10 protein-coding genes are annotated in these 13735 nt (G+C 68.1%); 4 read left to right on the top strand and 6 right to left on the bottom strand.

Translation table 11 applies throughout. The features are described 5' to 3' along the window. Positions 1-203: 203 nt before the first annotated feature. Genes A9310_RS12770 through A9310_RS12760 form a run of 3 tightly spaced genes read right to left on the bottom strand, consistent with a single transcriptional unit; the run spans position 204 to position 2950 of the window. Complete coding sequence (locus A9310_RS12770) at positions 204-1235, bottom strand: isopenicillin N synthase family oxygenase (RefSeq protein WP_065630926.1); 1032 nt, start codon at positions 1233-1235, stop codon at positions 204-206. Positions 1236-1286: 51 nt separating this feature from the next. Continuing rightward, a complete protein-coding gene (locus A9310_RS12765) occupies positions 1287-2174 on the bottom strand; it encodes an ABC transporter permease (protein WP_254661248.1) in 888 nt (295 codons plus the stop codon). Then, positions 2171-2950 (bottom strand): ABC transporter ATP-binding protein, encoded by a 780-nt coding sequence (locus A9310_RS12760; protein WP_065630925.1) that lies wholly within the window; start codon positions 2948-2950, stop codon positions 2171-2173. Before A9310_RS12760 ends, A9310_RS12765 begins: the two co-directional genes overlap by 4 nt. 299 nt (positions 2951-3249) lie before the next feature. Here A9310_RS12760 and A9310_RS12755 point away from each other — a divergent pair, with 299 nt between their 5' ends. Genes A9310_RS12755 through A9310_RS12745 form a run of 3 tightly spaced genes read left to right on the top strand, consistent with a single transcriptional unit; the run spans position 3250 to position 6819 of the window. Beyond that, the gene (locus tag A9310_RS12755) at positions 3250-4431 is read left to right on the top strand and encodes a nitrate ABC transporter substrate-binding protein (protein ID WP_065630924.1); all 1182 of its coding nucleotides are present in this window, start codon (positions 3250-3252) and stop codon (positions 4429-4431) included. 40 nt (positions 4432-4471) lie between these two features. Continuing rightward, positions 4472-5485: an isopenicillin N synthase family oxygenase gene (locus A9310_RS12750; protein ID WP_065630923.1), complete on the top strand. Its 1014-nt coding sequence runs from the start codon at positions 4472-4474 to the stop codon at positions 5483-5485. Continuing rightward, positions 5482-6819: an amidohydrolase family protein gene (locus A9310_RS12745; protein WP_065630922.1), complete on the top strand. Its 1338-nt coding sequence runs from the start codon at positions 5482-5484 to the stop codon at positions 6817-6819. The genes A9310_RS12750 and A9310_RS12745 overlap by 4 nt, the downstream gene beginning before the upstream one ends. A gap of 94 nt (positions 6820-6913) precedes the next feature. Here the strand turns inward: A9310_RS12745 and A9310_RS12740 are convergent, their stop codons facing one another. Both A9310_RS12740 and mfd read right to left on the bottom strand, forming a co-directional pair. Continuing rightward, positions 6914-7822, bottom strand: a complete 909-nt coding sequence (locus tag A9310_RS12740; protein WP_065630921.1) for a MazG family protein — start codon at positions 7820-7822, stop codon at positions 6914-6916. Then, entirely contained in the window at positions 7819-11400 is a 3582-nt protein-coding gene (gene mfd, locus A9310_RS12735; RefSeq protein WP_065630920.1) for a transcription-repair coupling factor, read from the bottom strand. Before mfd ends, A9310_RS12740 begins: the two co-directional genes overlap by 4 nt. A 102-nt stretch (positions 11401-11502) precedes the next feature. On the opposite strand from mfd, the gene A9310_RS12730 reads away from it, so the two are divergent. After that, entirely contained in the window at positions 11503-12075 is a 573-nt protein-coding gene (locus tag A9310_RS12730; protein ID WP_065630919.1) for a GNAT family N-acetyltransferase, read from the top strand. A 34-nt stretch (positions 12076-12109) separates the two neighbouring features. On the opposite strand, the gene A9310_RS12725 is transcribed toward A9310_RS12730, so the two are convergent. Beyond that, positions 12110-13693 carry a cation:proton antiporter family protein gene (locus A9310_RS12725; protein ID WP_065630918.1) on the bottom strand — a complete coding sequence of 528 codons (1584 nt, stop codon included), beginning with the start codon at positions 13691-13693 and terminating at the stop codon, positions 12110-12112. Positions 13694-13735 lie beyond the last annotated feature (42 nt).

Raw genomic sequence — 13735 nt, 5'->3', positions numbered from 1 at the left:
CCGACTGGACGTGTCCCGCAGCCCGGTGCGCGAGGCGGTCCAGTCGGGCGGCCAGACCCGGAACCGAGAGCGACGCACCGGGTTCGAGCGTGCCGTCGAAGATCTCGTCTCGTATCCGGCGCAGGACCGACTGCATGAGCAGCGCGCCGTCGTCTCCGTTTCCCGTCATGATCGTCCCAGCGTAGAAGGCCGATGCCCCGGCCTCATCCCGCGGCCATCACGCGCTGCGCCTCGCGCTCGGCGCCGACGGGTGCGATTCCGCTCTTCATCCCGGCGAGTTTCGCATCGATGTTCTCGGCGACGGTGATCGGCGGATATCCCGGGTGGTCGGTACGCGCGCACCCGGGCAGCGTCTCGATGACGGCATCGGCGTTGCCGTCGAAGAAGAACGCTGCCGATCGACGACGCAGGATCCGGCCGTCGACGACGGGCGGGTCGACGCGGTGGACAGTCGAGCGCCACCGGTCGTTCGTCCACCGCGCCATGGCGTCGCCGAGGTTGACCAGCAGGGCGCCGTCGGCGGATGCCACGTCGTGCCACCGCCCGTCGTGATCGAGCACCTGGAGCCCGGGCACCTGGTCGGCCCACAGCACGGTGAGGATGCCGAAGTCGGTGTGCGCACCCATCCCGGTCAGCTCCCCGGCGAGTTCGATCTCGCCTTTGGGGAGGGTGTAGTTGTTGAGCTTCAGCGCGTCGATGGAGTGATCGGTCATCGCGTCGAAGTAGCCGGGCGGCAGACCGAGCGCATCGGTGAAGGCGGTGAGCAGAACTCGCGAGAGGCCCCGCGCCGCGTCGAACCAGGATTCGACCGCCGGGCGGAATCCCGGCGCCGCGTCCGGCCAGGTGTTCGTCGGGTAGCTGGACGCCGGCAGGTCGAGGCCCGGGAACCAGGAACACTCCGAGCCGACGGTGAACGCCTCGTAGAAGTCGTTCATCTGATTCGCCGCGGCCACACCGAGACTCATGCTCAGCGACTCACTCTTCGGCGGGCTGTAGCCACGATTCTGCCCCGGCCGGGCGTATTGCTTCTTCACCTCGAGGGGCAGCGCGTAGAACTCGTCGAGCGCCGCGGTCAGTCCGTCGATGACGCCGGGTGCGATCCCGTGACCGACGACCTGGACGAAACCGACTCCGCCACAGGCGTCGTCGAGGGCGCGCGCCACGCCGTCCCGGGCCGCGGCCGAGCTGTCCGGGTCGAGGTAGGGCGAGATGTCGATGGTGGGAACGGTGAACATGAATCCTCCGGATGGGTTCGGGTCGAGGTGGTTGCGAGCGCGGAGATGTCCTCAGCGACGACGGTTCACGGCGGCGTTGAGAATGCTGAAGGCGCCGAAGACGAGGATGCCGAACACCGAGGCCAGGACGATCGCCGCGATGAGGTCGTCGGACTGGAGGCGAGCCCGATAGATGTCGAGCAGGGTCCCGATACCGGGTTCGCCCTTGGCGAAGAACATGTCACCGATGATGGCGCCCACCACGACCAGCCCCGAGGCCGTCCGAAAGCCGGTCATCATCGACGGGAGCGCCGACGGGAACTCGAGCATCAGCAGGCGCTGCACCGGTGAGGCCTTCGACAGGGTGAACAGCTCCTGTGAGGACTTGTCGACCGAGACGAGCCCGAAATGCGTGTTGGCGATGATGGGGAAGATCGCGATGATCACGCACACGATCGTGCGGGCGACCATCCCGTAGCCGAACCAGAGTCCGATCAGCGGAACGATCGCGAGCACCGGGATCACCTGCAGCACAACGGCCCAGGGGTAGATCGCGCGTTCGAGGAAGGGCCCCCGGCTCATCAGGACGCCGATGGCGACCCCGATCAGCGCAGCGAAGGCGAATCCCACGAGACAGACCTTCGCGGTGACCCACAGCGCGTCGAGCATGGGGCCGACGCTGTCCGGGTCCAGCAGCGACTCGGTCAGCACGGTGTGCGGCGGCGGGAGCAGGAAACGCCGCTCCGGAGTGAGGATGAGATAGCTGACCGCGTACCAGGCGGCGATCCCCACGGCGAGGGAGAGGACCGGGGGTGCTCCGTACCTCAGCACGGCCGCCGTGACACGGCGGGCGCCACTCTTCCGCGACGACCGTTCGCCGCGTGTGGGTTCGGGCTGCGGCGCGGAGACCGGTCCGTGGTGCTCGCCGGCGGCGGGACGAGATCGGGCGGCGGTGGTCATCGTGCACCTCGGAGGGTCTCGGAGATCTCGGCGACGTGGTCGGTGAAACGGCTGTCGTAGCGCAGATCCGGGTGGCGTGGGTGAGCGAAGTCGATGCCGATGTCGGCGACGATCCGCCCGGGGCGTGCGGACATCACGATCACCCGGTTGGCGAGGAAGACCGCTTCGGACACCGAATGCGTGATGAACATCGCGGTGAACCGGCGTTCGGCGTAGAGCCGTTGCAGCTCGGATTGCATGTCGAGCCGGGTCATCTCGTCGAGAGCGCCGAAAGGCTCGTCGAGAAGCAACAATTCGGGCTCGGAGGTCAACGCGCGGGCCAGCGAGGCACGCATCTTCATGCCACCGGACAGCATGCGCGGCAATTGCGATTCGAACCCAGTGAGACCGACCGCGTCGATCGCGGCCTGCGCCCGGCGTCGTCGTTCACCCCGCGGCAGCCGGGCGATCTCGGCGCAGAGTTCGACATTGCCCCGCACACTGCGCCAGGCGAGGAGGGTCGGTTCCTGGAAGATGAACCCGACCGACTCCGTGGACAGTGCCACGCTTCCCTCCGTGGGCTTCTCGAGACCGGCGGCCATCCGGAGCAGGGTCGACTTACCACAACCCGACGGTCCGACGACGGCCACGAAGTCGCCGGCGCGCACGTCGAGGTCCACCCGGTCCAGCGCCTGGGTCCCGGACTCGAATCGCTTCGTCACCCCGGAGACGGACGCGACCACATCTTTGGTGAGATGACGCGCATCCACATCCCTCACCGTGTCGTAGAGTTTCATCCGGCCTTCCCCTGTGCTGTCTACATGTAACTTTTGCAGTCTTACTGCCACTCGATGATTGGTTACATGTATTTCAAGTTGATGACCATGTGTAAACACTGCGTCACCAGCTGGGGCGGACCGGGGTCGTTCCGAGGCCCGATTCGCTACATAGTTGCAGTTCAAGGCCTATCTACATGTAACTGGAGCCCTCTCGGATCGGCACCGTTCCCGGCTGGCGCAATCCGGAACGTCGACCTAGCTTTCACATGTAGATCGCGAATGTGTCGCGAATGAACGGCATCAGTCCAGGAGATCCCATGACCCCTCACCCACCGTCCCGCCTCCGCACGTCGCGTCTGGCCGTGGCCGCCACGGCGGCGACCATCTGCGCAGCGGTTCTCGCCGGCTGCTCGAGTTCCGGGTCCGACGACACCGCGTCGTCGAGCATCCCCTCGGCGCCGGCCGAATCCACCCTCGCCGGAACCTGCCCCGACAACGTGGTGGTTCAACTGCAGTGGCAACCGCAGTCGGACATGGCCGGGGTCATCGGACTTCTCGGACCCGGGTACACCGTCGACACCGACAACAAGTCGGTCTCCGGACCGCTCGTCTTCGACGGCATGGACACCGGCGTCGACATCACGCTGCGCGCCGGCGGCCCGGCCATCGGATTCCAGTCGGTGCCCTCGGCCATGTACTCCGACGACTCCATCCACCTCGGTCTCGTCCACGGCGACCAGATGATCTCCGCCGCCAAGGACCAACGCGTGGTCGGTGTGACGCCCCTGCTGCAATACAACCCCTCGATCATCATGTGGGACCCCGCAACCCACCCGGACGTGAAGACGATCGCCGACATCGGCCGGTCCGACGCCAGCGTGGTGGTGTCGAAGGATCAGATCTTCCCGCAGTGGCTGGTCGCGAAGGGGCTGCTGCAGCAGGATCAGCTCGACACCAGTTACGACGGCGCCCCGGCACGTTTCGTCGGCGACCCGTCGATCACCCAGCAGGGGTTCGCCAACTCCGAGCCCTACACCTACGAGAACGAGACCCCGTCGTGGAACAAGCCGGTCGCCTACGCGATGGTCAAGGACGCCGGGTACGACGTCTACGCGTCGAACGTCTCGGTCCGCGCCGGTGACGTCGAGGAGATGTCGCCGTGTCTGGAGCAGCTGGTCCCGATGATCCAGCAGACCGGTAAGGACTACGTGGCCTCGCCCGACGCGGTCAACGCCACCATCGTCGACTGGGTGTCCCAGGACGTCTCCTTCACCCCGTATTCGGCCGGGGAGGCGGCGTACTCGGCGGGCTTGCTGAAGGATCGCGCGGTCATCGCCCCGGGCGCGGACGGTATCTACGGCAGCTACGACATGGTGAAGGCGCAGAACGTGATCAACGACCTCGTGCCGATCCTGAACGGCGGAGGCGCCGACCTGCCGGCCGCATTGCCCGCCGACCAGCTGTTCACGACCCAGTTCATCGATGAGCAGATCCGCTGACCCGACGCCCACGTCATCCCCGACCACAGAGAGACACACGATGACCGAGACCACCACACCCCCATCGCCGGCCGCCTCGGCCGGCCTGGCCGAGCTCGACCGGGAACGCCGGATGGGCGGGCTGGGAACCGAGACCACCGACCGCGAGATCCGCCGGATCAGTCTGGCCGATCTGGACAACCGCCGCGACGAGATCGCCGACCAACTCTGGTCGGCCGCAACCGACATCGGCTTCTTCCAGGTGATCGACCACGGCATCGACCTGGCCGCGGTGGACCACGCGTTCGAGATGTCCGCCCGGTTCTTCGCGCTCCCCCGTTCGATCAAGGAGCAGTATCCGCTCAAGAAGGGCCAGAACGCGGGCTGGGAGTACCGCACCCAGGTACGCCCGTCGATCGGCACACCGGACCAGAAGGAGTCCTACCAGTTCACCCGGCCCCGCATGGACGGACTGTGGCCGAGTGAGCGCGAGCTCGCCGGATTCCGCTCCACCATCGAGGATTTTGAGCACCGGTGCTGGTCGGTGGCCATGACCTTGCTCAGCTGTTTCGCCGAGCGTCTGGGTCTCGACCGCGACTTCTTCACCCGGGCGCACGACCCGACGGCGGACACCTACCAGAGCACCCTGCGGTTGCTGCACTACTACGCGTTCCCCGACGAACTGATCGACTCCGAGAACAGTTGGCGCGCTGGCGCACACACGGACTTCGACGCACTGACCCTGCTGTTCCAGCGGTCCGGTCAGGGAGGTCTGCAGGTGCTACCGGGAGCCGAGGCCGACGGCGAGGCCTGGACGTCGGTCGAGCCGTCCGACGACGCCATCACCTGCAACATCGGCGACATGCTGATGCGCTGGTCCGACGACCGACTGCCGTCGAACTTCCATCGGGTCCGGGCTCCCCGCCGAGGCGAGTACACCGGTCCGCGCTACACGCTCGCGTATTTCGCCCAAGCGAACTCCGACGTGCTGATCGAGAGCGCGGGCGGCACCTACCCGCCGATCACCGCCGCCGACTACCTCGCCCAGCGCATCGCCGCGAACTTCGCGAAGTGACCGACACATCATTGCCCGGGGCCGCCGTCACCGCGGCGGCCCTGGCCTTTCGCGACGTCACCGTCTACACGGCCGGCCAGTGGAAAGCCCATCACGACGTCCATGTCGTCGACGGGATCGTCACCGCGATCGCACCCACCGCCCGTCCGGGCGGTGGAACCGGTAACGGTTACGTCATCCCCGGGTTCGTCAACACCCACACGCACCTCCAGCAGTCGCTCATGCGGGGAATCGCCGAATGCACACCGTTGCTCGAATGGTTGCTGGCCGTGGGCGAGGAATCGGTGGCGATCACACCCGAGCGGGCCTACCTCGCCGCTGTCTCGGCCTGCCTCGAACTGTTGCGATCGGGCACGACGACCGTGGTCGAACACATGTGGCCGCACCCGTCGCACGAGATCCATGACGCCGTCGTGCGGGCACTGCGCGACACCGGAATCCGGGCGATCCTCGGCCGCGGGGTCGCCGACCGCACCGACCCGAGCCGCAAGTGGGGGTTCGAACCGCGGCTGATGCAACCCCTCGGCGAGGTCCTCGACCACGTCGACCATCTCCGCAACGAGGTTGCCGGGTCAGCGATCTCGATGGCCCTGGCGGTACCCAATCCGCGCTCGGTCACCGACGCCGGGATGCGGACGATCCGCGACTTCGCGCAGGAACGTGGACTGCCGGTCTCCATCCACCTGCTCGAGACCGGCACCGACGAGCAGATGTGTCGGCAGCACACCGGCTTCGGGGCCGTCGACCACCTCGACCGCAACGGCTTCCTGTGGGACCGCGTGCTCGCCGTCCACTGCGTCGAGCTCGACGACGCCGGCCAGCGCACCCTCGCCGCCCGGAAGGTGGCGGTGTCGCACAATCCATTGTCGAACATGCGTCTCGGCAGCGGGGTGGCCCCGATCCCGGCGATGCTGGAGCGCGGCCTGGCGGTCGGGCTGGGCGTGGACGGCGCCGCCAGCAACGACACCCAGGACATGCTGGCGACGCTGCGCATCGCCGCTTACCTGCAACGTGCCGTCCACCGGCGTGCGGACCTGCTCGGGTTCCCCCAGATGCTCGACATCGCCTGCGGCGGCGCCAACTACGCGCTCGGTCTGTCGCCGGTGACCGGCGGTGTGACAGTCGGGTCGCCCGCGGACCTCACGCTGGTGCGGTTCGACCGCGACTACGCCACCCTCCCCGTCCGCGATCCCGGCGCGTCGCTGCTCACCACCGGATCACGGTCCATCGTCGACACGGTGATGGTCGGCGGCGAGATCGTCGTCGAGGACGGACGCCACACGCGAATCGACGAGGGGGAGTTCACGAAACAGCTGGCCGCACTGTCCGTCTGAGCCTCGATCCGGTTCATCTCCCCAAACCCCGCGACAGTGGTCGCGTTTCGTTGCGCGGATCGCAACGAAACGCGACAACTGCGCCGCTTGATGATCAGGCCGGGTTCTCGCCCAGTACGGCCGACCACGCCTCGGGCGAGTCGAGGGTGACGTCTCGCTCGGCCGCACGCGCTTCTGCCGCGCGCACGTCGGCCATCAACGCGAGCGCTCGGTCCCGGGCCTGCGCCTCGACGCTGTCGCCGCCGGCGACGACCGTCACGGTCAGGGTCTCCGCGGGGATGGTGTCGACGGGATAACCGGCCGCGGTGAGCCGTTCGAGGACCTTCTGCAACAGGGCGAGAGCGGGCTGGGTCGTGGCGACGCCGTCGAACACCGAGCCGCGGCGCTTCTCGGCCGCCTTGCGTTCCTCCCATTCCCGGATCTGGGTCTCCAGATCCGAGTGGGCGCCGGACAGCACGCCCGGGGTCCGGCCGGTCACCTTCGACGTGAAACTCCGTGCGACGTCGTCGATGTCGAACGGCGACTCCGGGTCGTCGGCGGCGATGCGCGCGTGGAACAGCACCTGCAGCAGGAGGTCGCCGAGTTCTTCACGGAGCTCCACGGGGTCACCGGCCTCGATGGCGTCGAGCAACTCGTAGACCTCTTCGAGCAGGTAACGCCGCAACGAGTGGTGCGTCTGGGTGCTCTCCCACGGGCCGTTCCGACGCAATGTGTCCATCAACGCCACGGACTCGAGAAGCGCCATGCCGGAGACCGTCTGCGCCGCGATGACGTCTTCCCCGCGCGCGATTCGCGCCTGCACCAGCGGATGTTCGGGATCGGTACTGACGAGCACCGATCCCGGATCGACGGGTGCGTCGTCGAAGACGGGTTCGACGTGGTCGAACTCCCACAGCATCGCCGCGGGCACGTCCTCGGTGACCTGCACCGGCCCGGCGAGACATGAGCGTGCCCGAATGGGGATCAGATCTGGCCGTGCCGGGTCCAGCAGCACCACCGTCACGTGACCGGCTCCGGCCGCAGTTGGGTGAGGAAGGTCGTCAGATACTCGATCAGCTCGTCGTCGCGCAGGCGCGCCGACCCCACGCCTCCGGTGCGCGGGATGGGCAGCGTGACCACCGATGTCGTCGCCCGGTAGGTGGCCGACGAGTACAGGCGACGTAGACGTACCTGCTCGCTGTCGAGCAGCGACAGCGGCGAGATCTTCATTCCCTGTCCGGCGAGACCGATCTCGGTGATCCCCCGCTCCCGGCATCGCAAACGCAGCCGGGCGATGGATGCCAGCCGCGTGGTCTCCACCGGTGGTGGGCCGTAGCGGTCGTTGAGTTCGACGAGGACCGAGTCGACCGCGGCGTCGTCGGTCGCCGACGCGAGCTTGCGGTACGCCTCGAGACGCAGGCGGTCGGAATCGACGTACTCGACCGGGATGTGTGCGTCGACGGGAAGGTCGATGCGCACCTCGCCCGTCTCCCGGGATTCGACGGGCTTCCCGTCCGCGGCCGCGCGGTAGGCCTCCACCGCCTCGCCGACCAGCCGGACGTAGAGATCGAAGCCGACGCCCGCGACGTGCCCGGACTGCTCGGCGCCCAGCACGTTTCCGGCGCCGCGCAACTCGAGATCCTTCAGCGCCACCGCCATGCCCGCGCCGAGCTCGTTGTTCTGCGCGATCGTCGCCAGGCGGTCGTAGGCGGTCTCGGTCAGCGGCCGGTCGGGGCTGTAGAGCAGGTAGGCGTATCCACGTTCGCGGCTGCGACCGACGCGGCCGCGCAGCTGATGTAGCTGCGAGAGGCCGAGGTTCTCGGCGCGGTCGACGATCAGGGTGTTGGCGTTCGAGATGTCCAGACCGGTCTCGATGATCGTCGTACAGACCAGCACGTCGTACTCACGGTTCCAGAATCCCGACACCGTGCGCTCGAGTTGATCCTCGCCCATCTGCCCATGTGCGACAACGACTCTCGCCTCCGGGACCATCGCCGCGATGTCCTTGGCCATCTTGTCGATGGTCGACACCCGGTTGTGCACGTAGAAGACCTGGCCGTCACGCAACAGCTCGCGGCGGATGGCGGCGGCGACCTGCTTGGGCGCGTAGGCGCCGACGTAGGTGAGCACCGGGTGCCGTTCCTCGGGCGGGGTCAGGATCGTCGACATCTCGCGGATCCCGGCCATCGACATCTCCAGCGTGCGCGGGATCGGGGTGGCCGACATCGTCAGCACGTCGACATGGGTGCGCAGCGACTTGATGTGTTCCTTGTGTTCCACACCGAACCGCTGCTCCTCGTCGACGATCACGAGTCCGAGGTCTTTCCATACGATCCCGGTCTGCAACAGTCGGTGGGTACCGATGACGACGTCGACCTCGCCCTTCGACATCGCCTCGGCGATCTCGCGTGACTCCTTGGCATCGGTGAAGCGCGACAGGCCGCGCACGCGCACCGGGAAGCCGCTCATCCGTTCGGTGAAGGTCTGCAGATGTTGTTGCGCGAGAATCGTCGTCGGGACGAGGACCGCGACCTGCTTGCCGTCCTGGACGGCCTTGAAGGCGGCACGGACAGCGATCTCGGTCTTGCCGTAACCGACGTCGCCGACGACGACGCGATCCATCGGCACCGCACGTTCCATGTCGGCCTTGACCTCGGCGATGACCGTGAGCTGGTCCACGGTCTCGGTGAAGTCGAAGGCGTCTTCCATTTCCTGCTGCCACGGGGTGTCGGGACCGAATGCGTGTCCGGGCGCGGCGTGGCGGGCGGCATAGAGCTGTACGAGCTCGCCGGCGATCTCGCGAACAGCCTTGCGCGCCTTGCGTTTCGTGTTCTGCCAGTCCGACCCGCCGAGTTTCGACAGCGACGGTTGTTCGCCGCCGACGTACCGCGAGAGCTGGTCGAGTGCGTCCATCGGGACATACAACCGATCGGCCGGCTGGCCGCGTTTGCTCGAGGCGTACTCCAGGACGAGGTACTCGCGCCGGGCACCCGAGACGGTCCGCTCGATCATCTCGACGAACCGGCCGATGCCGTGCTGGTCGTGCACCACCAGGTCGCCGGCGGCCAGGGCGAGCGGGTCGACCTGGTTGCGCCGCTTGGCCGGCAGCCGGCGGCCGTCCCGGACGTTCGCGACCCGTGTGCCGGTGAGGTCGGCCTCGGCGACCACCACGAGACCCGCGTCGGGACAGACGATCCCGGCACGCAGCGGCGCGCAGAAGACGGTCACCTCGCCGGGCTGCGGCCGATGCCCGGGTTCGGCGATCACGTAGGGCACCTCGGCGTCGGACAGTCGTTCGCCGACACGCTGCGCGGTGCCCTTGCCCGCCACCACGATCGCCGCCGTCTTGCCGTCGGAGACGTGGGCGCGCAACTGCGCGAACGTCGCCGCGATCTCGCGGTCGTCGCCCCGTGGCGCCGGGCCGGGAGCCAGGTCCAGTTCGAGTTCGTCACCGCTGCCGGTCGCGAGTGGACTCAGGGTCCACCAGGGCCGGCCGGCGGCGAGCGTCGCCTTCCGCACCTCGTCGAGAGAGCGGTACGCGCTGGCCTGCAGGTCGATGCCGAGGCTCTCCGACGACCGGCCGTCGATCGGCGCCGAGGCGCCCATGGCGGCGGCGGTCCACGACGCCTCGAGGAATTCCGCACCCGTCTTCGACAGATCCGAGGCCCGGGTCCGCACCTTCTCCGGGTCGAGGATGAGGACCCGGGTGCCGTCGGGGATCACCTCGGTCAGCAACTGCATGTCGCCGTCGACGAGCGCGGGGATCAGCGCCTCCATCCCCTCCACCGGGATGCCCTCGGCGAGTTTGCCCAACATCTCGGTCATGGTCGTGTCGCCCGGATCGGCGGCCGCGAGATCGGCGGCCCGCGCACGGACCTTCTCGGTCAGGAGCAGTTCACGGCACGGGTGAATCCGCACCTCGCTGGTCTCGACCTCGGGCTGGCTGCGCTGGTCGGCCACCGAGAACGCACGCATCTCGGTGATCTCGTCGCCCCAGAACTCCACGCGCACCGGATGATCGGCGGTCGTCGGAAAGACGTCGAGGATGCCGCCGCGTACCGCGAACTCGCCGCGTCGGCCGACCATGTCGACGCGCTCGTAGGCCATCTCGACCAACTGGGACAGCAGTGCGTCGAAGTCGACCTCGATGCCCTCACGCAGGGTCACCGTGGCGACGTCGGCGAGGCCCGGTGCCATCGGCTGGACGAGCGAGCGAACAGTGGTCACGACGACCCGCAGCGGGGTGTCGCCGGGGTTCGCCAGGCGGTGCAGCACGGCCAGTCGCTGTCCGACGGTGTCCGCACTCGGGGAGAGCCGCTCGTGCGGCAGCGTCTCCCAGGACGGGAACTGTGCGACGGCCCCGGCGTCGTCGAGGAGTTCGCCCAGCTCGGCCGTCAGATCGTCGGCCTCGCGGCCGTTGGCCGACACGACCAACAGCGGCGCCTGCGCATCGGTGACCAGGCACGAGACGAGGAAGGGGCGCGCGGCATCCGGCGCGGTGATGTCCAGTCGGCGCTCGTCGCGGTGCTTGTGCACCTCGCGGAAGGACTTGTCCGCACACGCGAGTGTGGCCAGACCGGACAGGGCAGACAGCGTCGACACTCCGTCGATTGTATGGGTCGCCGATCGGCCCGCCCTGCCCGGTCGGCGGACTCGTCCCGACGAAGTTCTCGCCGTCGGCGCCCCTGCCCTACTCTCATCGGCATGAGCGACCGCACCTCCGGCGCGACCTCGCCCCTGATCCGCGTGTCCGACGCGACGATCGACGATTGCGAGGCCGTCGCGGACATCTACGCGCACTACGTGCAGCACACCGTCGCGACCTTCGACTACCTGGTTCCGTCGGTCTCGCAGTGGCATGCCAAGCACGCCGCGATCACCGCTGCGGGACGGCCGTTCGTGGTGGCCCGCGCGGTCGACGACGGGGTCGAGCGCGTCGTCGGATACGCCTACCTGGGGACGTTCCGGACGATGCCCGCGTACGACCTGTCGACCGAGGACTCGATCTACGTGCGGCCCGGTCACGGGGGACGCGGGATCGGCACCGCGTTGATGTCCGCGCTGCTCGCCCGCGCCGACCCGGACAACGTCCGCCAGATCGTCGCGGTCATCGCCGCGACCGGGGGTGAGGGCTCGATCGCACTGCACCGGCGGTTCGGATTCGACGAGGTGGGTCGCCTGCGCGCCATCGGTCACAAGGCCGAGCAGTGGATCGACTGCGTCTACATGCAGAAGGACCTCTGGAGCGGCGACGACGCTTCCGGCGCGGGCAGCTGACCGGCCTGGCCACCAGGTCGGGGTGAACCGTCGCTCAGCGTTCCAGACCTGCGGCCTCGGCGGCCGCGTCGGCCAGTCCGACGCCGGTGCCCTCGTAGATGTGGAAAGCCACGTCGGCCCCTCGCTGGAGTAACTCGTCGCGTTCGTCGTCGTACTGCGCGACGACGGCGATGGTCCCGGTGACGCCGAGCTCCTCGATGCGTTCGAGAGCCACGAGATTCGAGCCGTGGAAGGGCATGGCCAGGACGAGCAGTTCGAGCTCGCCGACGCCGACGGCCCGGTCCCAGAAGTCGGTCTCGGTGGCGTCGGCGTCGAGTACCCGGACACCCTGCTGGGCCAGTTCGCTCGCCTTGAGCGGGTCGTTCTCCACGCCGATCACGGGCAGGCCGTATTCGTCGACCAGCCGGTCGTAGACCGAGTGGCCGACGCGACCCATCCCGAGGACGAGTACGCGCGCCGGCGCCAGCACGATCGGCGCGTCGTCGGGGTGCGCCCGGGCGGCGGCCGTGGTCGGGACGAACGCCGACAGCCGGGTCACCAGACCCGTGCCGCGACGGTTGACGAGGGTGGAGAACACGAAGCTTCCCGCCACCGCGACCGATGTCACCACCAGCCAGTCCTCGCCGATGATGCCGGCCCCCACACCGGTCGCGATCACGATGAGCCCGAATTCCGAGAAGTTGGCCAAGGCGAGTCCGGTGAGGATCGACGTCCGGCGACGCAGGCCGAACAGCGAGAGGACCAGCGTGTACACCGCTCCCTCGAGCGGCAGCAGGATGAGCAGGAGCAAGCCGAGCAGCACGGTCTCGGTCGTCGGCGTGACGTGCAGACCGATCGACACGAAGAAACCGACCAACAGCAGCTCACGCAGACCGAACAACGTCCGCGACAGCTCCCCCGCGCGCGGGTGCGAAGCGAGGAGGACGCCGATGATCATCGCTCCGAAATCGCCCTTGACACCGACGGATTCGAAGAGCCAGTAGCCGGGCACGAGCGCCATGACGATCCCGAACAACGTCTGCAACTCGCCGTGGCCGAGGGTGTTCCACAACCGCCGGACGATCCACGCGCCGGGGATCAGCAACACCAGGGCCAGCGCCCAGGGGCTCGGCGGCTCGCCCTGCATGGCGGTCAGATAGACGACGGCGACGATGTCCTGCAGCACGAGGACGCCGATGGCGATCCGGCCGTAGAGGGAATGCGACTCCGACCGCTCGTCGAGTACCTGGACGACGAACACCGTGCTCGAGAAGGACAGCGCAAATCCCAACAGCGCCACCGTCTCCCAGCCCTCACCGGCGAGCAGCCGCACCCCGATGGCACCCAGGACGCCGAGGAAACCCATTGTGAGACCGAGGATGACGAGCAGGTTCGCCGCCGTGGTGATGACGACCTCGCGCCGGAGCAGCATCCGCACGTCGAGCTTGAGCCCGATCGTGAACAGCAGGATCGTGACGCCCAGTTCGGCCATCGTGTCGATGATCGGCAGTTCGTCGATTCCCGGTGCGTGCAGGATGAACCCGGCTGCGAGGTAGCCGACGAGGGTCGGCAGGCGGGCCACACGTGCGAGGAACCCGCACGCGAAGATGACGACCAGGTAGATGCCGACGGTCTCCACGCGCGGCGCCTCAGCGGGATGTGATGGCCGGCCGGCCGGCGC

This window comes from Gordonia sp. UCD-TK1 (genome assembly GCF_001691435.1).
Classification (GTDB): Bacteria; Actinomycetota; Actinomycetes; order Mycobacteriales; family Mycobacteriaceae; genus Gordonia; species Gordonia hongkongensis.
Note: the sequence above shows the minus strand (reverse complement) of the source record. Positions and strands in the feature narration are given on the sequence as shown.

What these genes read in the sequence shown, in the direction of transcription:
- A9310_RS12770 (WP_065630926.1), bottom strand. Translation starts at nt 1,235, where the DNA reads ATGTTCACCGTTCCCACCATCGACATCTCGCCCTACCTCGACCCGGAC.
- A9310_RS12765 (WP_254661248.1), bottom strand. Translation starts at nt 2,174, where the DNA reads ATGACCACCGCCGCCCGATCTCGTCCCGCCGCCGGCGAGCACCACGGA.
- A9310_RS12760 (WP_065630925.1), bottom strand. Translation starts at nt 2,950, where the DNA reads ATGAAACTCTACGACACGGTGAGGGATGTGGATGCGCGTCATCTCACC.
- A9310_RS12755 (WP_065630924.1), top strand. Translation starts at nt 3,250, where the DNA reads ATGACCCCTCACCCACCGTCCCGCCTCCGCACGTCGCGTCTGGCCGTG.
- A9310_RS12750 (WP_065630923.1), top strand. Translation starts at nt 4,472, where the DNA reads ATGACCGAGACCACCACACCCCCATCGCCGGCCGCCTCGGCCGGCCTG.
- A9310_RS12730 (WP_065630919.1), top strand. Translation starts at nt 11,503, where the DNA reads ATGAGCGACCGCACCTCCGGCGCGACCTCGCCCCTGATCCGCGTGTCC.